This window comes from Phenylobacterium ferrooxidans (assembly GCF_042714595.1).
Taxonomy (GTDB): domain Bacteria; phylum Pseudomonadota; class Alphaproteobacteria; order Caulobacterales; family Caulobacteraceae; genus Phenylobacterium; species Phenylobacterium ferrooxidans.
This window is the reverse complement of sequence record NZ_JAOTJD010000039.1, coordinates 24,215-49,655: the sequence shown is the minus strand read 5'-3', so window position 1 is coordinate 49,655 and position 25,441 is coordinate 24,215. Positions and strand designations below refer to the sequence as shown.

Here is a 25,441-nt window from a genome sequence, read left to right as displayed (position 1 = left end):
AAACACCAAGGAGACATCTGCAGAATCCGCTTCGACCTAAGATTTCGACTCCAACGCCATATGCGATTCCCCTGCCCGTGAACGGGGGAGGAAAGCGATGACGTCGAAGGTGTTTGTGGCCCTGCGGGTGAAGGCGACGCCGGAGCGGGCGTTCGAGGCCTTTGTCGGCGAGATCGGGATGTGGTGGAAGCCCAACCCGCTGTTCCAGACGACTCCCAGGGCGCCGGGCCTGCTGGCCTTCGAACCCGGGGAGGGCGGCCGGCTGACGGAGACGCTCGCCAACGGCAAGGTGTTCGAGATCGGCAGGATCACCGCCTGGGAGCCGCCGCACCGGCTGGAGTTTTCCTGGCGGCAGGCGAACTTCCCGCCCGAGCTCAAGACGCAGGTCGAGGTGCGGTTCGAGGCGGTGGGTGACGAGACGCGGGTGAGCATCGAGCATCGTGGCTTCGACCAGGTTCCGCTCCAGAGCGCCGCGCGGCACGGTTTCCCGGACCAGGCGCTGCTGATGCGGCTGGCGGAATATTGGCAGGCGCAGCTTGCGGCGCTGCGGGACACCGCGACCTAACGCGGTTGAACGAGTTCCTGTTTTGTTTCAGATTGGTGCTGGGGGGAGACCAAGATCATGAGCGACGCAACACCCACGGCCGGTGGCCGCAAGGCGGCCTTCAGCTTCGTCTTCGTCTGCGCCCTGATGAACGCGGTGTCGTTCGGGATCATGATCCCGGTGCTGCCCAACCTGATCAAGAGCTTTACCGGCGGCGACACCGCCGAGGCCGCCCTGTGGAATGTGGTGTTCGGCTGCGTCTGGGGGATCATGCAGCTGTTCTGCGGGCCGATCCTGGGGATGCTGAGCGACCGGATCGGGCGCAGGCCGGTGCTGCTGATCTCGCTGTTTGGCCTGGCTGTCGACTTCATGTTCATGGCCTTCGCCCCCAACCTGGCCTGGCTGTTCGTCGGCCGGGTGCTGAACGGGGTGACGGCGGCCAGCTTCTCCACCGCCAACGCCTATGTGGCCGACGTGACGCCGCCGCAGGACCGGGCCAAGGCCTTCGGCTGGATGGGCTCGGCCTTCTCCTTCGGCTTCCTGGTGGGGCCGGCCCTTGGAGGGTTCCTGGCGGAGTTCGACCTGCGGCTGCCGTTCCTGGTGGCCGGGGCCCTGACGGCGATCAACTGGCTCTACGGCTATTTCGTGCTGCCGGAATCCCTGCCGGTGGAGAAGCGCACCACCAGCTTCGACTGGAAGCGGGCCAATCCTGTGGGCTCGCTGGCCTTCCTGAGGGCCCATGGCGACCTGCTGGGCCTGGCCGGGGTCGGCTTCCTGTTCCAGCTGGCCCACACCGTGCTGCCGTCGATCTTCGTGCTCTATTCCGGCTACCGCTATGGCTGGAGCCCGGGGATCATCGGCCTGACCATGATGGCGACGGGCCTGCTGGGGGTGGGGGTGCAGACCCTGCTGGTGGGGCCGGTGGTGGCCAGGATTGGCGAGCGGGGGGCCCTGCTGCTGGGGGCGGCAGGCGGTTGCCTCGGCTTCGCCCTCTACGGCTTCGCGCCCACCGGCTGGTTCTATATCACCTCAGCGCCGGTCTTCGCCCTGCTGAACTTCATGCAGCCGGGGCTGCAGGGGCTGATGACCCGTCGCGTGGACCCGAGTCACCAGGGTCAGTTGCAGGGCGCCAACCAGAGCCTGCAAGGGGTCGCCTCGGTGCTGGGCCCGATCATGTTCGGCACGATCTTCGCCTGGTCGATCCGGCATGACGCCACCCTGCATGCGCCGGGCCTGGCCATCTATCTGGCCGCCTTCCTGCTGCTGATGGCGCTGCTGCTGGGGATGCGGGTGGCCCATGCGCCGGCGACAGCCGCCGCGGCGGCTTGACGGAACCTGTCACACCTCTACCGTAGGGTAATCATGGCGACGACGCAGACAGAGACGATGAGGGGCTAGGCGGCGCCCGGCCACACTGGCCGGAGCCTGTTCGCCTGCGACCGTCTTTTCCCCGACCGCTCCGGCGGCCGGCGTTTCGAGATATCTCATGACCCTGCCAGTCGACCCCAGCCCCCATACGGGGGCGCCCGCGTCCGCCAACCTCCGCAAGGCCGGCCTGCCGTTCATCGCCATCACCATCTGCCTGGACGTGGTCAGCCACACCATGGTGTTCCCGGTCCTGCCCCGGCTGGTGGAGGAGATGGTGGGAGGCGAGGTCTCCTCCGCCGCCCGCTGGGTGGGGGTGCTGGTGGCCGCCTGGTCGGTGGCGCAGTTCTTCGCCGCCCCGGTGATCGGCATGCTGAGCGACCGGTTCGGCCGCCGGCCGGTGATCCTGATCTCGATCTTCGGCCTGTCCATCGATCTGGCCATCATGGCGCTGGCCCCGACCCTGGCCTGGCTGCTGATCGGGCGGATCCTGTGTGGCCTGACCGCCGGGGCGCAGGGGGCGGCCATGGCCTATGTGGCCGACATCACCCCGCAGGAGGAGCGGGCCAAGAGCTATGGCTGGCTCAACGCCGCGGCCTGGACCGGGGTGATTCTGGGCCCGGCCCTGGGCGGTCTCCTGGGCGCCTGGGATCCACGGGCGCCGTTCTGGGCCGCCGCCGCCGTAGCCCTGGCCAACGGAGTCTATGGCCTGATCGTGCTGCCCGAATCTCTGCCCAAGGAACGTCGTGCGCCGATGCGTTGGGCCAACGCCAATCCGGTGGGCTCGCTGAGCCTGGTGTTCTCGCGGCCGGGCCTGCCGATGCTGGCGCTCATCCTGCTGCTGCTGTGGTTCGCCATGCACGCCATGAACAGCGTCTTCGTCCTTTACACGGCCTATCGCTATCAGTGGGACCCGATGGCCCTGGGGATCTTCTGCAGCGCGCTGGGGGCGGTGAACATCGTGGTCACCAGCCAGCTCACCGGCCGGGCGGTGACCTGGCTGGGGGAGCGCAAGGTGCTGATCGGCGGTCTTGCCCTACAGGTGATCGGCTTCACCGCCGTGGGGCTGTCGCCCACGGGCTTCTGGTTCTGGATCGCCAACCTGCCCATGGCGCTCTCCAACATCGCCGGTCCCGCCCTGCAGGCGATGATGACCGCCAAGGTCGATCCGGACGAGCAGGGCAGGTTGCAGGGGGCGATGATGGGGGTCGGCAGCCTGACGGGCCTGTTCGGGCCTATCGCCTTCACCCAGGTCTTCGCCCTGGCGGTCGCGGCGGGGAGGGGGCCCGGCTGGTCGGGCCTGACCATTCTGGCGGGCGCGGCCCTGACCCTGGTGGCCTGGAGCCTGGCCCTGGCCTTCGCCCGCGACGTGCCGGCCCAGGCCAAGGCCGAGGGCTTGCCAAGCGGAGCCGGAGCGGTAGGCTGACCCCATGATCGCATTCGAGAAGACCAGGGCCTAGGACGCGGGCGGAGGCTGACCAGCCTCGGCGCCGCCGTCCTCGCAACCGGCCGACGGCCGGGCCCTTTGTCATGCCGGCAGGCGCCGGAACCTCGAGACATCCATGCCCCATCGCACCCGCCGCGCGGCGCTGATCTTCGTCGCGATCACCATCTTCCTGGACTATTCCGCCCAATCGATCTCCTTCCCCGTCCTGCCGCGGCTGGCCCAAGAGCTGGTGGGCCGCGACCCGGCCACCGCCGCCCGCTGGGTCGGGTTCCTGGAGGTGGGCTGGGCCATCCCCCAGTTCCTGGCCGCGCCGTTCCTGGGGATGCTGAGCGACCGCTTCGGCCGCCGGCCGGTGATCCTGATCTCGGTGTTCGGGGTCGGGGCCGAGCTGGTCATGGGGGCGCTGGCGCCTACCGTCGGCTGGCTGATGGCGGCGCGGATTCTGTGCGGCCTGACCTGCGGGGCCCAGGCCGCGGCCATGGCCTATGTGGCCGACGTGACGCCGCCGGAAGAGCGCACCAAGGCCTATGGCTGGATGACCGCGGCCCTGTGGAGCGGGATCATCATGGGCCCTGCGATCGGCGGCCTGCTGGCCATGCACGATATCCGGGCGCCGTTCTGGGCCGCCGCCGCCGTGGCCTTCCTCGGCGGGATCTACGGAATCTTCGTCCTGCCGGAATCCCTGCCCAAGGAGAAGCGTGCGCCCATCCGCTGGGCCAAGGCCAACCCCTGGGGCGCTGTGGACCTGCTTGTCCAGCGCAAGGGCCTGCTGGTGCTGGGGATCGCCCTGCTGCTGATCTGGCTGGCCTTCCAGGCCAAGGACAACCTGCTGGTGCTCTACACCGCCCACCGCTACGGCTGGAGCCCGCTGGACTTCGGGATCTTCTGCAGCGCCCTGGCGGTGGCCAGCATCGCGGTGCAGACCGGCCTGACGGGCCGGATCGCCAAGGCCCTGGGCGACAAGCGCACGGTGCTGCTGGGCCTGGCCCTGGAGGTCACGGGTTTCTTCGCCGTGGGGCTCGCCCCCACCGGGGTCTGGTTCTGGATCGCCAACCTGCCCATCGTGCTGGGCAGCATGGCCACGCCGGCCCTGCAGTCCCTGATGAGCTCCAAGGTCGGCGCCGAGGAGCAGGGGCGGCTGCAGGGCGCCATGGGGTCCATCGCCAGTTTGACCAGTATCGCCGCCCCCATCGCGGTGACCCAGGTGTTCGCCGCCACCCTGACCTGGGGGCTGGCCTGGTCTGGCCTGACCATCCTGATCGGCGGCGTCTTGAGCCTGGTGGCCTGGATACTTGTCCTGGCTTTCGCGAGGCCTGTTTCGCCCGAACAGAAGTCAGCCTAGATGCCAGGGGGTGACCGGCTATCGGTCACCCCCTATCTTAAGTCGGAGCGCGATGGCCGCCGAAACCGGTGGCCACTTTCGGCTATCGTGCTCTGGCCATCAATGCGCCTGAAACCTCGTCAAAGTCCGGCGACGTTTCCCCGCTCGGAGAGCCCATGCGAGCCTATCGCGTCCTGATCCCCTTCGTGGCCCTGCTGGCCGCCTGTTCCGACCCCTCGGCCAAGTCCAAGGCCCAGATCCCGCAGCTGGTCCAGCCGACCCGTGCGGCGCCCGGCGACTCCATGACCATGAAGATGTCCTTCGCCCCGGTCGTGAAGCGCGCCGCGCCGGCGGTGGTGAACATCTCGTCAAAGCGGCTGGTCCGCCAGCAGTCCGACCCCTTCTGGCAGATGTTCGGCATGGGGGCGCCGCGCGAGCGGATCGAGGGCTCCCTGGGCTCGGGCGTCATCGTCCGCAGCGACGGGGTGATCATCACCAACAATCACGTGGTGCAGGGCGGGCAGGAGATCACCGTGGCCCTGGCCGACCGGCGCGAGTTCCCCGCCAAGCTGCTGCTGGCCGACCCGCGCACCGACCTGGCGGTGCTGAAGATCGATGTGGGGTCCGAGCGCCTGCCGGTCCTGCCCATCGACGACACCGGCGAGGCCCAGGTGGGCGACCTGGTGCTGGCCATCGGCGACCCCTTCGGCGTCGGCCAGACGGTGACCAACGGCATCATCTCGGCCCTGAACCGCACCGCCGACCCCAATGGCGACGCCGCCAACGCCTATATCCAGACCGATGCGGCGATCAATCCGGGCAATTCGGGTGGCGCCCTGGTGGACATGGACGGCGACCTGATCGGGGTGAACAGCTTCATCCTGTCGCGCTCGGGCTCGTCTTCGGGGGTCGGCTTCGCGATCCCCGGCGCGATGGTGAAGCGCATCGTCGAGACGGCGGCCGGCGGCGGCCAGGTGGTGGTGCGCCCCTGGCTGGGCGCGCGGACCCAGCCGGTGAGCGGCGAGATCGCCCGCAGCCTGGGCATGACCATCCCGTCGGGCGCCCTGGTGGCCGACATCTGGCCCGGCGGCCCCGCGGCCCGCGCCGGTCTGAAGCCTGAGGACGTGATCCTGACGGTGGATGGCAAGCCCATGGCCGATCCGGCCGGCGTTAGCTACGCCCTGGGGTCCAGCCGTCCCGGCGAGATCCTGAAGCTGGGGGTGCTGCGCGACGGCGCCAACCTGACCCTGAACCTGAAGGCCGAGGCGCCGCCCGCGACGCCGGCCAGGGACGAGCGCGTGATCGCCGGCCGCAACCCCTTCGACGGGGCCACGGTGGTGAACCTGTCGCCGGCGGTGGCCGATGAGCTGGGCCTGGATCCCTTCTCGGGCAAGGGCGTGCTGGTGACCAAGATGGGCCGGGGCTTCGCCATGAACGCGGGCCTGCGCCCGGGCGACATCGTCCGCCGGGTCAACGGCCGCGACATCAACTCGGTGCGTGACCTCGTCGGCATCGTCAGCAGCAATGGCGGCCAGTGGCAGGTGACCATCGTGCGCGGCGGCCAGGAGATCACGGCGAACTTCCGGACGTAGGACCGGCTTCTCCCTCCCCATGGCGGGGAGGGAGGGCTATATCCCCTGGATGGCCGACCTCTTCGAAGCCGCGGGTCTGACGCCGCACGCACCCTCGCCGCTGGCGGACCGTCTGCGTCCGCAGAAGCTGGACGAGGTGGTGGGGCAGGAGCACCTGCTTGGACCCGAGGGGCCGATCCGACGGATGGCGGAGGCCAAGCGGCTGTCGTCGATGATCCTCTGGGGTCCGCCCGGCACCGGCAAGACCACCATCGCCCGGCTGCTGGCCAAGGAGGCGGGCTACGAGTTCCAGCAGCTCTCGGCGGTGTTCTCGGGCGTCGCCGACCTGAAGAAGGCCTTCGAACAGGCCAAGATGCGACGCTCGGCGGGGCAATCGACCCTGCTGTTCGTCGACGAGATCCACCGCTTCAACCGCGCCCAGCAGGACGGCTTCCTGCCCTTCGTTGAGGAGGGGATCGTCACCCTGGTGGGGGCGACCACGGAGAACCCGTCGTTTGAGTTGAACGGGGCGCTGCTGTCGCGGTCGCAGGTCTATGTGCTGAGGCGGCTGGACGACGAGGCGCTGGGCACGTTGTTGGACAAGGCCGAGGCCCATGAGGGCAAGGCGCTGCCGCTGGAGCCTGAGGCCCGCGACGCCCTGGTGGCCCTGGCCGACGGAGATGGGCGCTATCTGCTGACCCTGGCCGAGACGTTGTTCAATATCGGCACGGCGAAGCCGTTGTCGATCAAGGCCTTGGGGGAGATTCTTCAGAAGCGGAGTCCGGCCTACGACAAGGACCGGGAGGAGCACTACAACCTCATCTCGGCGCTGCATAAGTCGATCCGGGGGTCCGATCCCGACGCGGCGCTGTACTGGCTGGCCCGCATGCTGACCGGTGGCGAGGACCCGCTGTTCATCGCGCGCCGGCTGATCCGGGCGGCCATGGAGGACATCGGCGAGGCCGATCCCATGTCCCTGGTGCTGGCGAATGCGGCCAAGGACACCTACGACTTCCTGGGCTCGCCGGAGGGGGACCTGGCCCTGGCGCAGCTGGTGGTGCACCTGGCCGCCGCGCCGAAGTCCAACGCGGTCTATGTGGCCTACAAGGCCGCCATGCGATCGGCCAAGGAAACCGGTTCCCTGATGCCACCGGCCCATATCCGAAACGCCCCCACCAAGCTGATGAAGGACCTCGGCTACGGCAAGGGCTACGCCTACGACCACGACACGGAGGAAGGCTTCTCGGGCCAGAACTACTTCCCCGAGGGCATGGCGCGGCAGAGCTTCTACCACCCCAAGGACCAGGGATCGGAAGCGCGTATCAAGGACCGGCTGGAACGCTGGGCGGCGATCCGGGCCGAGCGCGAGGGCCGGTGAGGTCTCCGCCGAAGTCCAAGGCCGAGGCCAAGCCGGTGGTCCTGACGCCGGACGAGATCGCCCTGGTCCGCAGCCTGGTGATCTATGAGGACCCGCACATCCTGGCGCTCAACAAGCCGGCCGGCCTGTCCAGTCAGGGCGGGCGAGGACAGGTCCATACCCTGGACGAGATGCTGTGGGCCTTCGCCAAGCCCGGCAAGGCGCGGCCGCGCCTGATCCACCGCCTGGACCGCGACACCTCGGGCGTCATCCTGACGGCCAAGACCAAGCCCGCGGCAGGCTTCCTCGGCAAGGCGATGATGGGACGCAGGTTCTCCAAGACCTACCGGGCCATTGTGACTCCCGGCGCCCCCGACCCCACGGGCGGGACCATCGAGGTTCCCCTGCGCCGGGACGAGGCGGGCCGGGAGGCTTTCATGCGTGTCTGCCCGCCCGATCACCCGGACGCCGAGACGGCCAAGACCCGGTACAAGACCCTGTCGTCCAATACGGTGGCGGCCCTGCTGGAGTTGTCGCCTGACACCGGTCGCATGCACCAGCTGCGGGTGCATCTGGCCTCCATCGGCCGGCCGATCTCGGGCGACGCGCGCTATGGCGGGGCGCTGGCGGTGGGCGGCCAACCCGTGCCGCGCCTGATGCTGCATGCCGGCGCCCTGTCGTTCCCCCACCCCGAGGGCGGGACCAAGAAGCTTGAGGCGCCGACCCCGCCGGACATGGCCGCGCTGCTGGCGGCGATCGGCCTGACCGAAGCCTGACCGGAACGGAGGCCGGGGCTGGCCGTTCTCACGCCAAGCCCTGGAAGTCGCAAGACTTTCGCCCCGACTGGATGGCCGCCGATGAAACGCCTGCTGCTTACCGCCGCGCTCTGCGCCGGGCTGTCCGCCTGCGCGAGCGCCCCCACCGTCTATACCGCCGCCAACGGTCCAGAGGCCGTGGGCTTCTCCTCCTACCGGATCGAGCCGGGCCGCTACCGCGTCACCTTCCGGGGCGGCCCCGGCGGGTCGCCCGAACAGGTGTCCGACTACGCCCTGCTGCGGGCCGCCGATATCGCCCTGGCCGACGGCTACGACTGGTTCCGGGTGTCGGATCGGATGATGCGGCAGGCCGGGAGCAACAGCGGTCCGCGCGTATCGCTTGGCACCGGCGGCGGCAGCTATGGCCGGGGCGGCGGGGTCGGGATCGGTCTCGGCGCCAGCTTTGATCTCGGCGGCGGACCGGCCCTGGCCCAGACCATCGAGGTGGTGATGGGCAAGGGCGAGAAGCCCCCCGGCGCAGACGTCTACGACGCGCGCGGCCTGCGCAGCGCGCTCGGGCCCAGGGTCTAGCGCAATCTGCTTCCACCACTGCGTGGGGGAAGAAGGATGGCTCAGGCCGCTGGCTGCTCCAGCGCCTGAAGCTGTTGCGTCACCCTGAGCGAGGCGTGGGTGAAGCCCGCCACCTGGGCGACGTCCAGGTAACCCTCGGAGGGCAGGCCGTGGATCATCAGGACCGGGGTCCGGCCCCGTGCCTGAGAGGCCAGGTTCAGCATGTGACTGGCCACCTGGCTGTCCGTACCGCCGAGATCGACAGCGGCCACGGTCAGGCCCTGCAGCCGGGCGCCCTTCACCGGCCCAACCGCGTCGCGGCCGGGCTGCAGGCGGACCAGCACGCCCTTGCACAGCTGGCCAACGAGACCAGTGACCTCCAGCAGCCGGGCCTCCGGCGTGCCACGATCGACGTCGATGAGTTCGACCATGACACCGACCTTCACCCGCTGCGGCGGCAGGCCCTCGGCGCTGATCAGGGCCTGCCGGCCCTTGCGGGTCGACAGGGTGCGGAAGGAGAGTGGCAGGATCAGCGGCTGTGGCCGGTCTTCCGGGCCTACGAACAGGGCGGCGTAGTCCAGGGACGCGCGGTCGATGAAGGCGATGTCGTCGTCCGACAGCTTGGCGAAGGCCCGGGCCGGGATCGACCGCCCGCTGGCGATGTGGGTCACGGTGGGCTCGATCCGCAGGGCGGCGGTCACCTTGTGGCGCAGGCTGACGGCCTCCTCGAGGCTGTAGTCTATGCGCAGGTTCTGGCCCGAGGCGGTGACGAAGGAGATCGGGTTGCGCCGGCGCTCCTCGACCGGATCGACCGTGGGGCGAGAAGCCGAGATCACCAGCTCCACCGGCGGAGCCGGACGGTGGCCGGTGACGCCAGCCGGGTCGATGTCGGTGCAGGCGAGTTCCTGGCCGTTGATGGCGCTGACGGCGCGGATCTTCATGTCGGCGGGATCGGCGACCCCCAGGAAGAACAGCAGGGCCTCTTCCAGGATCTTCAGGCTGAGCGCCTGGGCGGCCACGCCCTCCTCGGAGGTCACGGCCACCAGGAAGTCGGTCTCGCCGATGCGATGACGGATGTCCTGATAGGCCAGGTGCTCGTCGAACCTCTTGCCGACATAGGCCCAGACCGCGTCGCGCTTGCGTGGCCAGCGGTCACCGGAGCGTTGGCGGATGGCGTCGACGCTGATGATGGTGACGCAGCCGCGCTCCACCAGGTCGGTTCCAGCCAGCCGTTCGAGCGCCGCGGCGGCGCCGCCGGCGGTGATGCGCTCGATACTCTTGGGCTCGCCAGAAAACACGCAGGAGCGACCAGTGAAGAACAACTACCACCCCATTATGGGGAGGCGGGCTTAACCAGGCGTTGCGGCGCGGCGTTCCTCGTCTCGACGCCGCCCCTGGGCCGTCGCATAAGGGGCCGATGGACAAGGTGCTTCTAGTGGCCGTGGGCGGCGCGGCCGGCGCGGTGGCGCGATATGGCCTGGGGATCCAGGCCCTGCGATGGTTCGGCGCCGGATGGCCCCATGGGACCTTCATCGCCAATATCGCGGGCGGCCTGCTGATGGGTCTGCTGGCGGGGTTCCTGGCCTTCAAGGGCGGGGCCGAACAGGAGAAGTTGCGGCTGCTGCTGGGGGTCGGCGTCCTGGGGGGCTTCACCACCTTCTCGGCCTTCTCCCTGGAGACCGCCCTGATGATCGAGCGGCGCGCCTACGGCGTGGCGGCGAGTTACGCGCTGGCCTCAGTCGTGCTCTCGGTGACAGCGCTGTTCGTCGGTCTGATCGTGGCGCGGCGGGTGTTCGCGTGAAGGAGGTCCGCACCCTGTTCGTGGACGCCGGGGAGGACGGGGTGCGCCTGGACCGATGGTTCAAGCGCCGCTGGCCGCACCTCAATCACATCCAGATCCAGAAACTGACCCGCTCTGGCCAGATCCGCGTCGACGGCGGCCGGGCCAAGCCCGACACCCGGCTGGCGGGCGGGGCGCAGGTGCGGGTGCCGCCGCTGCCTGACCCGCCGGAGCCCGGCGCCCGCGCCGATCAGGGCATCGACGCTCGCGAGGCGGCCTACGCCAAGAGCCTAGTGCTCTATGAGGACGATGAGGTCCTGGTGCTGAACAAGCCCGCCGGCCTCGCCGTGCAGGGAGGGACCAAGACCCACAAGCATATCGACCGGCTGCTGAGCGCCTGGGGGGAGGGGCTGGAGCGGCCGCGCCTGGTCCACCGCCTCGACCGTGACACCTCGGGCGTCCTGGTGCTGGGCAAGACGCCGGGCGCGGCGGCGAAGCTGGCCGGCGCCTTCGCGCGGCGCAAGGCGCAGAAGACCTATTGGGCCATCGTCATCGGCTTCCCCAAGCCGGGCGAGGGCGTGCTTGAACTGCCCCTGGTGAAGAAGGGGATCGGCGACCGGGAGATGGTGGTGCCCGCCCAGCCCAAGGAGCCGGGCGCAGAGCCCGCCGAGACCGAGTTCGTCACCATCAGCCGGGCGGGACCTCGCGCGGCCTGGATGGCCCTGCGGCCCCACACCGGCCGGACCCACCAGCTGCGGGCCCACATGCTGGCCATGGGCCATCCGATCCTGGGGGACCCAAAGTACAACACCGCGGCCTCCAAGGAGCTGTCGGGGCCGCTGAAGCTGCAGCTGCACGCGCGCCGCCTGAGCCTGCCGCACCCGTCGAGCGGGACCCTGGTGCTGGAGGCGCCCCTGAGCGTGGAGATGAAGGAGGGCTTCGGCCGTTTCGGATTCGACGAGCACGAGGCCGATCCGGAGCCCTTCCGACGGGGCCGCAAGTAGGGATCAGCCGTTGAGGGACCCCATCATCCCAGCGGCGTAGCGGTCGCCAACGGAGATATCGGCCGGGAAGGCGGCGTCGATCTCGGCGAGCTCGGCCGCCGTCAGAACGACGTCGGCGGCGGCGGCGTTGTCCTCAAGGTACTTAATGCGGCGGGTGCCGGGGATCGGCACGACGTGCTCGCCCTTGGACATCACCCAGGCCAAGGCGAGTTGCGACGCCGTGACGCCCTTGGACTGCGCCAGCGCCTTGACCTTGTCCACAATGGCCAGGTTCCTGTCGAAGTTCTCGCCCTGGAAGCGGGGGTTGGAGCGCCGCCAGTCGGCGGCCCCGAAGTCGTCGGGGGTCCTGATCTCGCCGGTGAGGAAGCCGCGGCCGAGCGGGCTGTAGGGCACGAAGCCGACACCCAGGCGCGCGCAGGCCGCCAGGGGGCCGCTCTCCGGATCGCGGGTCCAGAGCGAGTACTCGCTCTGCAGGGCGGTGATCTGGTGGACCTTGCAGGCCCGCTCCAGGGTCTCGGCGGAGGTTTCCGACAGGCCGATGTGACGGACCTTGCCCGCCTTCACCAGCTCGGCCATCGCGCCGACGGTCTCCTCGATGGGCGTGTCGCGGTCCACGCGGTGCAGGTAATAGAGGTCGATGACATCGGTCTTCAGCCGCTTCAGGCTGGCCTCGCAGGCGGCGCGGACATAGGCCGGGCTGCCGTCGACGCCGGTCCCTTCGCCCTTGCGGACGATGCCGAACTTGGTGGCCAGATAGACCCGCCCGCGGCGGCCGGTCAGGGCCTCGCCCAGCAGCTCCTCATTCTCATAGGGGCCGTAGATGTCGGCGGTGTCCCAGAAGTTGATCCCCAGTTCCAGCGCGCGGTCCAGGGTGGCGAGGCTCTCGGCCTTGTCCGACGGCGCGCCGTAGACGGCGGTCATGGTCATGCAGCCCAGGCCCATGGCGGAGACGGTGGGGCCCTTGGCCCCCAGTTGACGGGTCTTCATGCGCATCTTTCCTGGACGAAATGACCGATTCAATTGATTAGGTCATTTCGTCTCATCGGACACTTGATGTCAATCGGTTGGCCCGCCTAATAGGTGCATGGCCGAGCCCGCCCCCGAGTCCCGCACCAAGGCCGACGCGATCCTGAACGCCGCCCAGCGACTGTTCACCCAGTTCGGATTCCGCCGCACCTCCATCGACGACATCGCCCGCGAGGCCGGGATCGCGAAGGGCACGGTCTATCTCTACTTCGACGGCAAGGAGGCGGTGTTCCGCGCCATGCAGGCCCGCAACCTGGCCGAGGTGGAACTGGCCTGCGACCTGGCCGAGGCGGCGGGCGGCGGGTTCGGCGCGCGGCTGCGCGGCGTGCTGGAGGCGCTCTATGCCGGCATGTACGACCGCTATGGCCAGTCCGAGCATCTGGTGGAGCTGAGCTCCACGCGGCTTACGGTAGGGCCCGATATCGCCGGTCAGGTGGACAGGACCTATACCGGTCGCCTCATTGGCTTCCTGAACGCCGCCGAAAATGCGGGGGAGGCGAACCTGACGGCATCCGGCCTCGACGCCGCCGCAATCGCCGCCACAATGATGGCCGCCGCCAAGGGCGCCAAGCAGAGCGAGACCGGCCCGCCCGATCCGGCGACCTACCGCGCCAGCCTGGCCCGCATCGCGGCCCTGACCGCCGCGGCCTTGCGCCCCTGAACCTCGGAGAGACCCGATGAGCCACCCCGCCCTGACCCCTGGCCGAGCCGCCGTCGTGATGGGCGGGGCCAGCGGCATCGGCCTGGCCGCCGCCAAGCGGTTCGCGGGCCTGGGTATGAAGGTCTGCCTGGCGGACCGGAACGCCGAAGGGCTCGAGGCCGCCGTGAAGGCCGTCACCGCAACGGCGCGTGCGCCCGCCGACGTGTTCGCGGTGGCCACCGACGTCTCGGACGCCGACGCCGTGAACCGCCTGCGCGACGCCGCCTATGAGCGGTTCGGCGAGGTGGCGGTGCTGATGAACAATGCCGGGGTCGGCGGCGGGGCCGGCGCCTGGGAGCATCCGGACCGCTGGCGCCGGTTGCTGGAGATCAACCTCTGGGGCGTGATCAACGGGGTGCAGGCCTTCACCAGCCGGATGCTGGACCAGGGCGCGCCCTGCGCCATCATCAACACCGGCTCCAAGCAGGGCATCACCAATCCGCCCGGAGACGTGGCCTACAACACCAGCAAGGCGGCGGTGAAGGCGCTGACCGAGGGCCTGGCCCACCAGTTGCGCAACGTCGAGGGTGGGCAGGTCAGCGCCCACCTGCTGATTCCCGGCTACACCTTCACGGGGATGACCGCGCGCTCGACGGAGAAGCCGCCGGGCGCCTGGAGCGCGGAACAGGTGGTGGATTTCATGGTCGAGGCGATGGGGAAGGGAGACTTCTACATCCTCTGCCCCGACAACGACGTCAGCCGGGAGATGGACGAAAAGCGCATCGCCTGGGCCGCTGACGACCTGATCCTCAACCGGCCGGCCCTGTCGCGCTGGCATCCCGACCACAAGGCCGCCTTCGAGACTTTCATGGCGTCGAAGCCCGGCGCAGGGTAAGCCCCCGACGACGCCGGACCGTTGCGATGGCCACGCTGCCGCTATAGGTTCCGCCGCTCTATTCCCCTTGCGCCTTTCGTGCGGAGTTCCCATACGTGGTTGATGTCTTTGAAGAGGTCGAGGAGCAGCTTCGCACCGACCGCTACAAGGCGCTTGCGCTGAAAGCCCTGCCCTGGGTCGGCGCCGTCCTGGCCGCCGCCCTGGTGATCGCGCTCGCGGTCTGGGGCTACGACACCTACCAGACCAAGACGACCTCGAAGGCCTCCGAGCAGTACGCCCAGGCCCTGGAGGCCTTCGGCGCGGGCCGTGCCGACGAGGCCGACCGGCTGTTCGGCGAGGTCGCGAAGTCCGGGTCCAAGGCCTACAAGTCGCTGGCCCTGCAGCATCAGGGCGGCATCAAGATCGCCGCCGGCAAGCCGGCCGAGGCCGTGACCTATTTCGACCAGGCCGCAGAGGCCGCGCCGAACGACATCATCGGCGACGTCGCCCGCCTCAAATCCGCCTTCGCCCTGCTCGACACGGCTCCCTACAAGGACCTGGAGGCCCGCCTGACGCCGATGACCAAGGAAGGCCGCCCGTACCGCACCGAGGCGCGTGAGGCCCTGGCCTTCGCGAAGATCATGCACGGCGACCTGGCCGGAGCGCGGGGCGACTTCGTGGTCATCTCGCTGATCGCCGACGCTTCGGAAGGCGCCCGCAACCGCGCCAAGGCCGCCATGGACCTGATCGACTCCGGCTCGGCCAAGAATGTCGCCGCCGCCGCGCGCGCCGCCGCGGCCCTGCCGCCGCAGAGCGTGCTCCTTCCGCCGGGGGCCTCCGCGGGCCTTTCCGCTCCGACGCAACAGCCAACCCCGGACGCCAAATGACGCTTCGCAGCCGCACCGGCCTTGCCCTGCTCCTGACGGCCGCCCTGACCGTGAGCGGGTGCTCGACGCTCAGCCGCCTCAACCCCTTCCCGAAGGACGAGGCCCCTGGCGAGGTCGCCAGCGAGGGCGAACGCATCGCCATCATCGCCTTCGACCAGAATGTGGAAGCCGCCGAGGCCCTGAAGGGCGTCGACTTCTTCCTGCCCGACCCGGTGGCGCTCAGCGAGTGGTCCATGCCGGGCGGCACGCTTGAGAACTCCGTCGCCCACGTGGCCGCGGGCGGCGGGCTGTCGGTGGCCTGGAAGCGCGGCTTCGGCCAGGGCTCGGGCCGCGGCGCCCATGTCACCGCGCCGCCGGTGGCCGCCAACGGCAAAATCTATGTCATGGACGGCGAGGCCACGGTCTCGGCCCTCGACGCCCAGACCGGGGCCGAGGTGTGGAAGGTCAATCTGCGTCCCGACTCCAAGCGCGACAAGGAAGCCTTTGGCGGCGGGATCGCCATCGCCGACGGCAAGCTCTATGTCGCCTCGGGCTACCGCTTCATCGCCCAGCTGAACGCCGACACCGGCGCGGTCGGCTGGAAGGTGGCCACCGAGCAGCCGATCCATGCGGCCCCCACCGTGGCGGGCGGACGCCTGTTCGTGGTGGCGGTGGACAACACCCTGCTGAGCTACAACACCGCCGATGGGACCGCGAGCTGGACCTATCAGGCGCTGTCGGAATCCTCGCGCATCCTGGGCGCCTCCAGCCCCGCCGTCTCCGGCGACACCGTCGTGGCCGCCTTCGGCTCAGGCGAACTGGTGGCCCTGCGCGCCGCCAACGGCAACGACCTGTGGAACGAAGCCCTGTCGCGGGCCAGCCGCAATAACGCGCTGTCGGAGATCCGCGACATTCCCGGCCGCCCGGTGATCTTCCAGGGCGACGTCTTCGCGGTCAGCCACTCTGGCGTCTTCGCCGCCACCGACCTGCGCACCGGCCAGGCGCGCTGGACCCTGCCGATCACCGGCATCACCACGCCTTGGCCCTCGGGCGACGTGGTCTATGTGGTGGACAAGGGCGGCCAGGTGATCTGCGTGGCCCGCGAGAGCGGCCAGATCTACTGGATCCGCGACCTGGGCGAAGGCCGCGGCAAGGCCAAGGGCGGCCTGATGGGCATCAGCCTGGGCAAGAAGAAGTACGTTTCCAAGCCGATCTGGTCGAGCCCGATCCTGGCCTCCGGCAAGGTGATCACCGCCTCCAACCAGGGCGAGCTGGTGGCCCTGAACGCCAAGACCGGCGCGGTGGAAAAGACCATGAACCTCGGCTCGGGCGTTCTGCTCGGCCCGATCTCCATCAACAACACGATCTATATCGCGACCGATGAGGCCCAACTCATCGCGCTGCGATAGACGAAGAGAAAAGACCAGGACCCCATGCCGCTCAGGCTTGCGATCGTAGGGCGTCCGAACGTCGGTAAATCCACCCTGTTCAATCGGCTGGCGGGCAAGAAGCTCGCCATTGTCGATGACCGGCCGGGCGTCACCCGCGACCGGCGCTTCGGCGCGGGGCGGATTGGCGACATCGAACTGGAGCTGATCGACACCGCCGGCTTCGAGGACGTCACCGACGAGAGCCTTGAGGCGCGGATGCGCGCCCAGACCGAACTGGCCATCGACGAGGCCGACGTGGCGCTGTTCGTGGTGGATTCCCGCGACGGCATCACGCCCATGGACCGCGTGTTCGGCGAGATCCTGCGCCGCCGGGACAAGCCCGTGCTGCTGCTGGCCAACAAGGCCGAGGGCAAGCGCGGCGACGACGGCATCAATGACGCCTTCAGCCTGGGCCTGGGCGAACCCATTCCGATCTCCGCCGAGCACGGCGAAGGGATGGCCGACCTCTATCAGGCCATCGCCCCCTATGCGGTGGAGTACGAGTTCGAGGACGGCGACGCTGTCGAGAAGCCGGTGCAGATCGCCATCGTGGGGCGCCCCAATGCGGGCAAGTCGACCCTGGTGAACAAGCTGATCGGCGAGGACCGCCTGCTGACCGGCCCCGAGGCCGGGATCACCCGCGACGCCATTCCCGTCGACTGGACCTGGGACGACCGGGCCATCCGCCTGGTGGACACCGCCGGGCTACGCCGGAAGGCGAGGGTCGAGGAGAAGCTGGAGAAGCTGTCGGGCCAGGATTCCATCCGCGCCATCACCTATGCCGAGGTGGTGATCCTGGTGATGGACGCCACCCACCCCTTCGAGGTGCAGGACCTGCAGATCGCCGATCTGGTTGAGCGCGAAGGCCGCGGGCTGGTCTTCTGCCTGGCCAAGTGGGACCTGGTGGAGGACCAGCGCGAGACCCTGGCCATGTTCAACGAGGAAGCCGCCCGCCTGCTGCCGCAGCTGCGGGGAACCCCGGTGGTGGCGCTGTCGGCGGAGACCGGCCGTGGCCTCGAGAAGCTGATGCCCGCGGTCTTCAAGGTGCACGGCGACTGGTCCACCAAGGTCAAGACGCGGGACCTGAACGACTGGCTCTCCATGGCGACCCAACGCCATCCGCCCCCCTCGGTGGGCGGGCGGCGGATCAAGCCCAAGTACATGGCCCAGACCAAGGCGCGGCCGCCGACCTTCGTGCTGTTCGCCAGCCGGGCCGACCAGCTACCCGACCACTACCGCCGCTACCTGATCAACTCGCTGCGCGAGAGCTTCGACCTGCCCGGCGTGCCCATGCGGCTGACGGTGAAGTCCAACAAGAACCCCTTCGCCGAGGGGGAGGCCAAGAGCGGCCCCACCGGCGGCTTCGCGGCCAGGGCGGCCGCCAAGGCTGTGGGCGGCCCGACGACGGGGATGCGGGCGAAATCCAAGGCGGCGGCCTCGGCCAAGGCCAAGGCGGGCGCAGAGGCCAAGCCGAAGCGGTCCTACGTGGCCAAGCCCAAGCTGGTGGGCAACCCCAAGGGGCGCACCCAGAAGCTGGCCCGGCCCGGCGTCAAGCCGAAGCGGGCGAGCCGGACGTCAGCTTCCAGTCCGAAAACAAAACGCTAGATTTCGGCTGGCCGAGGTCGGCCTGGGCCAGGTCGACGATCATGGGTCCGATCTCCGACGGATGGGGCAGGTCCATGGGATCCTCGCCTGGCATGGCCTCGGCGCGCATCTTGGTGCGCATGACGCCGGGGTCCACCAGCACCGCGCGGACGGTGGTGTTCTCCAGTTCGTCGGCCCAGGTCTGCACCAGGTGCTCCATGCCCGCCTTGGAGACACCGTAAGCGCCCCAGAAGGCCTTCGGGCGCTGGACGCGGCCGGTGGTGATGAAGATGGCGCGCCCGGCCTCCGAGGCCCGCAGCAGCCGCTCGGTGGCGCGGATCAGCCGGAAGGTGGCGGTGAGGTTGGTGGTGACCACCTTGTCGAACAGCGCCGGCTCAATGTGGCTGACCGGGGTGATGACCCCCAGGATGGCGGCGGCGTGAACCACGATGTCCAGGCGACCGTGGCGCTCATGGATGGCCAGGCCCAGCTGGTCGAGGCCCTCGACCTGAGAGATGTCCATGGGGACCAGGGTGGCCGGCTGGCCGGTGGCGGCGCGGATCTCGTCGTCCAGCTCTTCCAGGGCCCCGGTGGTGCGGGCCACGGCGATGACATGGGCGCCGGCCTTGGCCAGGGCGAGGGCGGAGGCGCGGCCGATGCCGCGCGAGGCGCCGGTGACCAGGGCGATCTTGCCGGCGAGGGGGAGGTTCGTATCAGTCATGGCGGCGCTTCTAGCTGGTCTGGGGTTCTGTGTCCGCCCGCTTTGCGTAGGCGTTGGCGATGACCGCGCAGGCCATCAGCTGGATCTGGTGGAAGATCATCACCGGCAGCAGGATCATGCCGAGTTGCGCGCCCGGGAAGAGGACGCCGGCCATGGGCACGCCGCTGGCCAGGCTCTTCTTGGAGCCGCAGAAGACGATGGTGATCTCGTCCTCCTTGTTGAACCGGCAGGCGCGGGCCGCGAACAGGGTGATCAGCAGGACCGCGGCCAGCAGCACGCAGCAGAGGATCAGCAGGCGCGCGAGGTCGAGAGTGCTGACCTTGCTCCAGATCCCCTCCACCACGGCCTCCGAGAAGGCGGAATAGACCACCAGCAGGATGGAGCCGCGATCCACATAGCCCACCATCTTCGAACGCTTGGCGATCCAGGGCCCGACCCAGGGCCGCAGCAGCTGGCCGGCGATGAAGGGCAGCAGCAGCTGCAGGACGATGGACTGGGCGGACTCCAGGGAGAAGCCGCCCTGGGTGTGCATCAGCACCGCCGCCAGGATCGGGGTCAGGGCGATGCCCAGCAGGTTGGAGGCCGTGGCCGAGGCGACGGTGGCGGCCACATTGCCCCGGGCGATGGCGGTGAAGCCGATCGAGGACTGGATGGTGGAGGGCAGGCAGCCCAGGAAGATCAGGCCAGGCGCAAGCGCCGCAGGCGTGATGGCGCCGGGCAGGGCGGCCAGGCCCAGGCAGAGGACCGGGAACATCACGAAGGTGGCGGCGAGGACCAGCAGGTGCAGCCGCCAGTGGGTGACGCCCTTGATCACCGCCTCGCGCGACAGCTTGGCGCCGTGCAGGAAGAAAACCAGCGCAATGGCGACCTGGGTGGCCACGCCGAACACCGGAGCAGCCGCGCCGCGCGCCGGCAGCAGGGAGGCGAGCGCCACCATGCTGATGATCAGGATGATGTACCAGTCGGGCTTCAGGCGGCTGAGCCAGCCGCCAGCCTTTTCTCCGCTCACGCGTCGACCAGGAACGACAGCTGCCGCTCCGAGGTCTCGTTCCGGCCCTCGGCGATCTCGCGATCCAGCAGACGGGTCGGGTAGTCGCCGGTGAAATAGTGGTCGGTGAACTGCGGCTGGTCGGGATCGCGGGGCGCCGACTCCATCGCCCAGTAGAGGCCGTCCACGGAGAGGTAGCCCATGGAGTCGACCTCCAGGATCTTGGCGATTTCCTCCACCGAATGGTTGGCGGCCAGCAGCTTGTCGCGGTCGGGCATGTCGATGCCGTAGTAGTCGGGCCACATGATCGGCGGCGAGGCCGAGCGCAGGTGAACCTCGGCGGCCCCGGCCTCGCGCACCATGCGGGCGACGCGGACGGAGTTGGTGCCGCGCACGATGGAGTCGTCGATCAGCATCACCCTCTTTCCGGCCAGCACCGAGCGGTTGGGGGAGAGCTTCATGCGCACGCCCATTTCCCGCGCGCCTTGGGTCGGCTGGATGAAGGTGCGGCCGACATAGTGGTTGCGGATGATGCCCATCTCGAAGGGGACACCGGTTTCCTGAGCATAGCCGAGGGCCGCGGGGACGCCGGAGTCGGGGACGGGGACGATGACGTCCACGGGGACGTGGCTCTCCATGGCCAGCTTGCGGCCCATGCGCTTGCGCACCTCGTAGACCGAGCGGCCGTTCACGACCGAGTCGGGGCGCGCGAAGTAGACATATTCGAAGATGCAGGGACGGGCCTTGGCCGCCGGGAAGGGGCGGATGGACTCGATGCCGTCGTGATCGATGATCACCATCTCCCCGTGCTCGATGTCGCGGACGAAGGCCGCGCCGATCATGTCGAGAGCGCAGGTCTCGGACGCCAGCACGGCCTTGCCGTCCAGGTCGCCCAGCACCAGGGGGCGGATGCCCAGGGGATCACGGATCCCGATCAGCTTCTTGTTGGAGAGCGCCACCAGGGCGTAGCCGCCCTCGATCACCGACAGGGCGTCGATGAACTTGTCCACCAGCCGCGCGCGGCGCGAGCGGGCGATGAGGTGGAGGATGACCTCGGAATCCGAGGTGGACTGGAAGATGGCGCCCTCGGCCACCAGCTGCTGGCGCAGGGTCAGGAAGTTGGTGAGGTTGCCGTTGTGGGCGATGGCCAGGCCGCCAGCCTCGAGGTCGGCGAACATCGGCTGGACGTTGCGGATGAAAGACCCGCCGGCGGTGGAGTAGCGGGTGTGGCCGATGGCGGTCTGGCCGGGCAGGCGATCCATGAGGTCGCCGCCGGCGAAGGCGTCTCCCACGTGGCCCATATGGCGTTCGGTGTGGAAACCCTGGCCGTCGAAGCTGGCGATGCCGCAGGCTTCCTGTCCGCGATGCTGGAGGGCGTGGAGGCCGAGCGCGGTGATGGCCGAAGCGCCGTCGGTGTCGAAGACTCCGAACACGCCGCACTCCAGGCGGGGCGTATCGTCATCGGGATCGCGGGGAGCCTGTCGCCATCGATCCAGTGACTGGGTCATCGGGATTTCTCCACTAGATCATCGATACTGCCGCGATCGCGGGCGTCATAGCCGCGACCGTCGTTGGAGTCACGCGGAGCGTTCGCAGAACCTTCACGGACCGCGCTGGAAACCGCCGGTTTCAGCTTGTTGGCCATGTCCAGACCCCGCGGCGCGAAGGCCTTGAGGATCTGACCTGCCGCCGTGGTCATGGGATAGAAGACCGCGCCGGTCATCCACGCGGGCCTCAACTCCACAGGGGTCGCGGCGTTGAAGGCCAGGTTGAAGGCCCCGAGGACCACGAAGGCGCGGATCAGGCCAAAGCCCAGGCCGACCGTGCGGTCCAACAGGCCCAGGATCTGAGTTTCCTGGATTCGCCGCGCAAGGCCTGCGCCCGTAAGTCGCAGGACCCCGTAGACCAGGATGAAGGTGGCCAGGACCGCCCCGGCGGTGCCGGCCCAGTCCGGATCCACGATCGCCCGACCCATGGGTCCGGTGAACCGCAGGGCCACGACCGCCACGATGGCGGCGATCAGGAACGAGAGGACGGCGACCATCTCGCGGGCCGCGCCCTGATAGAACCCCACCCCGGCCGAGGCCAGGAGGATGGAGAGCACGACGATGTCGAACCAGGGCAAACCGTCTAATCCCAATCGCCGTCGCCGATCCGGCGGATGGCGTCACCCAGGCGGGCGACACCGGTCATCTTCAGGGGGCCGCCGTCAACGTCGGCCGGCCCGAAAGCCCTTTTGAAACCGAGCTTTGCGGCTTCTTTCAGACGTGAATCCATGCGGCTGACGTGACGGACGTCCCCCGAGAGGCTGACCTCGCCGAACACCACGCAGTCCTGGGGAAGCGCGACATCGAGGGCCGAGGACGCCAGGGCCGCCGCCGCCGCCAGGTCGGCCGCCGGCTCGCTGATGCGCAGGCCGCCGGCCACATTCAGATAGACATCGCGATTGCCTAGACCGAGGCCACAGCGGGCCTCCAATACCGCCAGCACCATGGCCAGCCGCCCGGTGTCCCAGCCGACGACGGCGCGCCGCGGCGTGCCATAGGCCGAGGGCGCCACCAGGGCCTGGAACTCCACCAGGACCGGCCGCGACCCCTCGATGCCGGCGAAGACCGCGGCCCCGGCGGCGCGTTCGCCGGAGGTGTCGAGGAACAGGGCCGAGGGGTTCTTGACCTCGGCCAGGCCGCCGTCGCCCATCTCGAAGACGCCGATCTCGTCGGTGGCGCCGAAGCGGTTCTTGACCCCGCGCAGGATGCGGAACGGGTAGCCACGCTCGCCCTCGAAGGCCAGGACGGCGTCGACCATGTGCTCGATAACCCGGGGACCGGCGATGGTCCCCTCCTTGGTGACGTGACCCACCAGGATGATGGCGACGCCCTGCTTCTTGGCCAGGCGCACCAGCTCGCCGGTGGCGGCGCGGACCTGGGTGACCGAGCCGGGCCCCGCCTCATGGGCGTCGCTCCATATGGTCTGGATGGAGTCGATGACCACCAGGTCGAACTTCTCGCGCTTCAGCCCCTCGACGATCTCGCGCAGGGAGGTCTCTGCGGCCAGGCGCACCGGGGCGTCGGCCAGGCCCATGCGCTGGGCGCGACTGCGGACCTGCTCCACGGCCTCCTCGCCGGAGATGTAGGCGCACTTGGCGCCGCGCCGCGCGGCGAAGGCCGCCACCTGCAGCAGCAGGGTGGACTTGCCGACGCCCGGATCGCCGCCCAGCAGGATGGCGGAGCCCGGCACGACGCCGCCGCCGCAGACCCGGTCGAACTCGGCGACACCGGTCTGGATGCGGGGCGGGGCGGGCGTGTGTTCCTCAAGGCCCTGGAAGGGCAGGCCCTTGCCGCGCGCGCTGCTGCGGGTGGGGGCAAGCGCGCCGGGCGGGCGGCTCTGCACCTCCTCCACGAGGGAGTTCCAGGCCAGGCAGGCGGGACATTGGCCCGCCCATTTGGTCTGCGTCGCGCCGCAGGTCTGGCAAACATAGACTGCGCCGTCGCGGGCCATGGGGTCTCCTGATTCGGGGTCGAGCCCGAGACTACCCCGAAACGCACTTCACAAGGCGGCGGAACGGGCGCTGGCTAGGGGCGTTGGCCTGCTCATATGGGGGCGGGGGCAGGATGTTGAAGGCCGGGAACTGGGCATGAGCGTCGCAGAGCCGCGATCGCCGGGAAAGCGCCTGATCGCGCGGGTGCGGGCGATCCTCACCGCGCCGGCGGCCACCTGGGACGAGATCGAACAGGAGCCGGCCAGCCTGGCGGGCCTCTACCTCACCTATGTCATGCCGCTGGCCGCCATCGGGCCGGTCGCCGGGTTCATCGGCGCGATGGTGTTCGGCAATCCCAAGGACGGGGTGTCGTTCCGTCCGCCGGTGCTGCACGCCCTGGGCGCGGGCGTCGCCGCCTATCTCACCACCCTGCTGGGCGTGATGATGCTGGCGGTGGTGATCAACGCCTTCGCGCCGTCATTTGGCGCCAAGCGCAACCAGGTCCAGGCCCTGAAGGTGGCGGCCTATTCGGGAACGGCGGGCTGGCTGGCCGGGATCGTCTTCGTCTTCCCGCCCTTCGGGCTCCTGGCCTTTCTCGCGGGGATCTACAGCCTCTACCTGCTGTACCTGGGCCTGCCCAAGCTGATGAAGCCGGCGCAGGGCAAGGCGGCGGCCTATGTGGTGCTGGCGGTGGTCGCAGCGATCCTCATCAGCCTGGTGGTCACCGCGGTCCTGCAGCCCATCCGGCGGATGGGCGAGGGCGCCGGCGCCGGGTCGGCGGTCACCACGGTCCCGGCGTCGGGAGGCCGGTCCGTCGACATCGCCAAGCTGGAGGCGGCCGGGGACCAGATCGCGGCGGCCGCCGAGCGCGCGCGCGAGATCGTGCCGACTGACCCCGAGGTGCTGAAGGCGATGCTGCCGGCGACGGCGGCGGGCTATCCGCGCACCGCGGTTCGGGCCGGCAGCGTGGGGGCGAGCGGCGCCTCCGGCGCCTCGGCCGAGGCCAGCTACGCCAAGGGCGACGGAACCTACACCCTGACCATCACCGACCTGGGGGCGGCCGGCGCCCTGGCCGGGGTCGCCACGGCCTTCAACGTCCAGTCCTCCACCGAGAACGGTCGCCGCTATGACCGGATCGACCAGACGCCGGAGGGGAGGATGAGCACGGAATCCTTCGACAATGCATCGAAGCACGGCAGCTACGGTGTCCTGGTGGGCGAGCGGTTCATGGTCCAGGCCGAGGGGGACGCGGTGGCGATGGCCGACCTGAAGGCCGCGGTGGCGGGGATCGACATGGGGCGTCTGCAGGCCCTGGCCCGGCCGGCTAAGCCGGCTGCGCCTGGGAAGTAATCCGCGCGCGCCAAGCGGTCAGGTTCACACCTTTCAACAGGAGCCACAGGCAGAACGCAGACTCGCCGATCAGCGCCGGGAGCAGGATGGCCGAGGTCAGCTGATCGGCGAAGGCCGGCGCAAACAGTCGCGAGAAGGTCGCGATCAGGTAGCTGGCTCCGGCCGCCTGGACCAGTAGTCCCAACAGTCGGGGAAGATAGCCCGACCAGAAGATCAGGTAGCCGCTCACCAGGCAGGCGGCGCCGAAGAAGATCAGGGTGATGTGGAAGGCGAGGTTGTGGCCGATCAGGGCCACGCTCGCCAGGGCCTGGATCTGCTGCGGATCGAAGGCCCCGTCCGAGCGGCCAAGGATCGGAACGACCATCAGCAGGAACAGCTTGCTGACGCACTCGACCGCCAGCGAGATCGCATTCAGCAGCAGGAACAGCAGGGCAAGGTTCCGGTTCACAGGCCGCAGAAGCAGGAATTCGATCAGCATCTGGGGAACCGCGATCAGCGGGACCAGAAGGTTCCCGGCCAGGCTGAGGTTCCAGAGCGCCGGTGAGCTCGTGATATTCCGCGCCGTCGCCGCGGGGTCTCCAGACACGATCAGGGCGCTCATCACGAACCCCTCGGAAAAGCCGCCGAACACGATCACCAGCAGGTAGATGACGCCAGCTATCCGAAGATAGGCGTTGGGGTGACTCTCAAACGTGCGGCGGGTCATGGGGCGAATCCTCGACGGGCATGGGCTCCCGGGCGTGTCGCCCAGGAAGTCATTTCATGTGTCA

The 25,441-nt window shown here is 69.3% G+C and carries 24 protein-coding genes; 16 read left to right on the top strand and 8 right to left on the bottom strand.

The window, feature by feature from the left end; translation table 11 throughout:
- Positions 1 to 97 precede the first annotated feature (97 nt).
- The 8 genes from OCL97_RS17750 to OCL97_RS17715 all read left to right on the top strand — a co-directional run bounded on the left by OCL97_RS17750 (position 98) and on the right by OCL97_RS17715 (position 8,951).
- Entirely contained in the window at positions 98 to 565 is a 468-nt protein-coding gene (locus OCL97_RS17750) for an SRPBCC family protein (RefSeq protein ID WP_304774807.1), read from the top strand.
- A 57-nt stretch (positions 566 to 622) separates the two neighbouring features.
- Complete coding sequence (locus OCL97_RS17745) at positions 623 to 1,873, top strand: TCR/Tet family MFS transporter (protein ID WP_377371159.1); 1,251 nt, start codon at positions 623 to 625, stop codon at positions 1,871 to 1,873.
- A 157-nt stretch (positions 1,874 to 2,030) separates the two neighbouring features.
- A complete protein-coding gene (locus tag OCL97_RS17740; protein WP_377371158.1) occupies positions 2,031 to 3,335 on the top strand; it encodes an MFS transporter in 1,305 nt (434 codons plus the stop codon).
- A 136-nt stretch (positions 3,336 to 3,471) separates the two neighbouring features.
- A complete protein-coding gene (locus OCL97_RS17735; RefSeq protein ID WP_377371157.1) occupies positions 3,472 to 4,698 on the top strand; it encodes an MFS transporter in 1,227 nt (408 codons plus the stop codon).
- Positions 4,699 to 4,853: 155 nt separating this feature from the next.
- Positions 4,854 to 6,269, top strand: coding sequence for a Do family serine endopeptidase (locus OCL97_RS17730; protein ID WP_377371156.1), 1,416 nt, complete (start codon positions 4,854 to 4,856; stop codon positions 6,267 to 6,269).
- A gap of 49 nt (positions 6,270 to 6,318) precedes the next feature.
- Positions 6,319 to 7,626 (top strand): replication-associated recombination protein A, encoded by a 1,308-nt coding sequence (locus OCL97_RS17725; RefSeq protein ID WP_377371155.1) that lies wholly within the window; start codon positions 6,319 to 6,321, stop codon positions 7,624 to 7,626.
- Positions 7,623 to 8,381 (top strand): RluA family pseudouridine synthase, encoded by a 759-nt coding sequence (locus OCL97_RS17720; RefSeq protein WP_377371154.1) that lies wholly within the window; start codon positions 7,623 to 7,625, stop codon positions 8,379 to 8,381. The genes OCL97_RS17725 and OCL97_RS17720 overlap by 4 nt, the downstream gene beginning before the upstream one ends.
- Positions 8,382 to 8,462: 81 nt before the next feature.
- A complete protein-coding gene (locus OCL97_RS17715; RefSeq protein ID WP_377371153.1) occupies positions 8,463 to 8,951 on the top strand; it encodes a CC0125/CC1285 family lipoprotein in 489 nt (162 codons plus the stop codon).
- Positions 8,952 to 8,992: 41 nt separating this feature from the next.
- Here the strand turns inward: OCL97_RS17715 and OCL97_RS17710 are convergent, their stop codons facing one another.
- Entirely contained in the window at positions 8,993 to 10,252 is a 1,260-nt protein-coding gene (locus OCL97_RS17710) for a hypothetical protein (RefSeq protein WP_377371152.1), read from the bottom strand.
- Between the two features lie 95 nt (positions 10,253 to 10,347).
- Here OCL97_RS17710 and crcB point away from each other — a divergent pair, with 95 nt between their 5' ends.
- Together crcB and OCL97_RS17700 are read left to right on the top strand one after the other, a co-directional pair.
- Entirely contained in the window at positions 10,348 to 10,731 is a 384-nt protein-coding gene (crcB, locus tag OCL97_RS17705) for a fluoride efflux transporter CrcB (protein ID WP_377371151.1), read from the top strand.
- Positions 10,728 to 11,714 (top strand): RluA family pseudouridine synthase, encoded by a 987-nt coding sequence (locus OCL97_RS17700; RefSeq protein ID WP_305337218.1) that lies wholly within the window; start codon positions 10,728 to 10,730, stop codon positions 11,712 to 11,714. The genes crcB and OCL97_RS17700 overlap by 4 nt, the downstream gene beginning before the upstream one ends.
- Before the next feature lie 3 nt (positions 11,715 to 11,717).
- On the opposite strand, the gene OCL97_RS17695 is transcribed toward OCL97_RS17700, so the two are convergent.
- A complete protein-coding gene (locus OCL97_RS17695) occupies positions 11,718 to 12,701 on the bottom strand; it encodes an aldo/keto reductase (protein WP_377371150.1) in 984 nt (327 codons plus the stop codon).
- A 97-nt stretch (positions 12,702 to 12,798) separates the two neighbouring features.
- Here OCL97_RS17695 and OCL97_RS17690 point away from each other — a divergent pair, with 97 nt between their 5' ends.
- The 5 genes from OCL97_RS17690 (at position 12,799) to der (ending at position 18,155) form a co-directional block, all read left to right on the top strand.
- Positions 12,799 to 13,401: a TetR/AcrR family transcriptional regulator gene (locus tag OCL97_RS17690; protein WP_377371149.1), complete on the top strand. Its 603-nt coding sequence runs from the start codon at positions 12,799 to 12,801 to the stop codon at positions 13,399 to 13,401.
- Between the two features lie 16 nt (positions 13,402 to 13,417).
- Positions 13,418 to 14,275, top strand: coding sequence for an SDR family NAD(P)-dependent oxidoreductase (locus tag OCL97_RS17685; RefSeq protein WP_377371148.1), 858 nt, complete (start codon positions 13,418 to 13,420; stop codon positions 14,273 to 14,275).
- Between the two features lie 95 nt (positions 14,276 to 14,370).
- On the top strand, positions 14,371 to 15,141 hold the full coding sequence (locus tag OCL97_RS17680; RefSeq protein WP_377371147.1) for a tetratricopeptide repeat protein: 771 nt from the start codon (positions 14,371 to 14,373) through the stop codon (positions 15,139 to 15,141).
- On the top strand, positions 15,138 to 16,529 hold the full coding sequence (locus tag OCL97_RS17675) for a PQQ-like beta-propeller repeat protein (RefSeq protein ID WP_305761180.1): 1,392 nt from the start codon (positions 15,138 to 15,140) through the stop codon (positions 16,527 to 16,529). The genes OCL97_RS17680 and OCL97_RS17675 overlap by 4 nt, the downstream gene beginning before the upstream one ends.
- A gap of 24 nt (positions 16,530 to 16,553) precedes the next feature.
- Positions 16,554 to 18,155 carry a ribosome biogenesis GTPase Der gene (gene der, locus OCL97_RS17670; protein ID WP_377371146.1) on the top strand — a complete coding sequence of 534 codons (1,602 nt, stop codon included), beginning with the start codon at positions 16,554 to 16,556 and terminating at the stop codon, positions 18,153 to 18,155.
- Here the strand turns inward: der and OCL97_RS17665 are convergent.
- Genes OCL97_RS17665 through radA form a run of 5 tightly spaced genes read right to left on the bottom strand, consistent with a single transcriptional unit; the run spans position 18,100 to position 23,341 of the window.
- Positions 18,100 to 18,855 (bottom strand): SDR family NAD(P)-dependent oxidoreductase, encoded by a 756-nt coding sequence (locus OCL97_RS17665; protein WP_304774774.1) that lies wholly within the window; start codon positions 18,853 to 18,855, stop codon positions 18,100 to 18,102. The two genes, der and OCL97_RS17665, sit on opposite strands and share 56 nt — an antisense overlap.
- Before the next feature lie 10 nt (positions 18,856 to 18,865).
- Complete coding sequence (locus OCL97_RS17660; RefSeq protein WP_377371145.1) at positions 18,866 to 19,864, bottom strand: bile acid:sodium symporter family protein; 999 nt, start codon at positions 19,862 to 19,864, stop codon at positions 18,866 to 18,868.
- On the bottom strand, positions 19,861 to 21,351 hold the full coding sequence (gene purF / locus OCL97_RS17655) for an amidophosphoribosyltransferase (RefSeq protein ID WP_305337214.1): 1,491 nt from the start codon (positions 21,349 to 21,351) through the stop codon (positions 19,861 to 19,863). Before purF ends, OCL97_RS17660 begins: the two co-directional genes overlap by 4 nt.
- On the bottom strand, positions 21,348 to 21,968 hold the full coding sequence (locus tag OCL97_RS17650; protein WP_304774768.1) for a CvpA family protein: 621 nt from the start codon (positions 21,966 to 21,968) through the stop codon (positions 21,348 to 21,350). Before OCL97_RS17650 ends, purF begins: the two co-directional genes overlap by 4 nt.
- Positions 21,969 to 21,973: 5 nt before the next feature.
- On the bottom strand, positions 21,974 to 23,341 hold the full coding sequence (gene radA, locus OCL97_RS17645; protein ID WP_377371144.1) for a DNA repair protein RadA: 1,368 nt from the start codon (positions 23,339 to 23,341) through the stop codon (positions 21,974 to 21,976).
- Between the two features lie 136 nt (positions 23,342 to 23,477).
- Here radA and OCL97_RS17640 point away from each other — a divergent pair, with 136 nt between their 5' ends.
- Entirely contained in the window at positions 23,478 to 24,671 is a 1,194-nt protein-coding gene (locus OCL97_RS17640; protein WP_377371143.1) for a Yip1 family protein, read from the top strand.
- On the opposite strand, the gene OCL97_RS17635 is transcribed toward OCL97_RS17640, so the two are convergent.
- Positions 24,646 to 25,377: a DUF4386 domain-containing protein gene (locus OCL97_RS17635; protein ID WP_377371142.1), complete on the bottom strand. Its 732-nt coding sequence runs from the start codon at positions 25,375 to 25,377 to the stop codon at positions 24,646 to 24,648. The two genes, OCL97_RS17640 and OCL97_RS17635, sit on opposite strands and share 26 nt — an antisense overlap.
- Between the last annotated feature and the right edge of the window lie 64 nt (positions 25,378 to 25,441).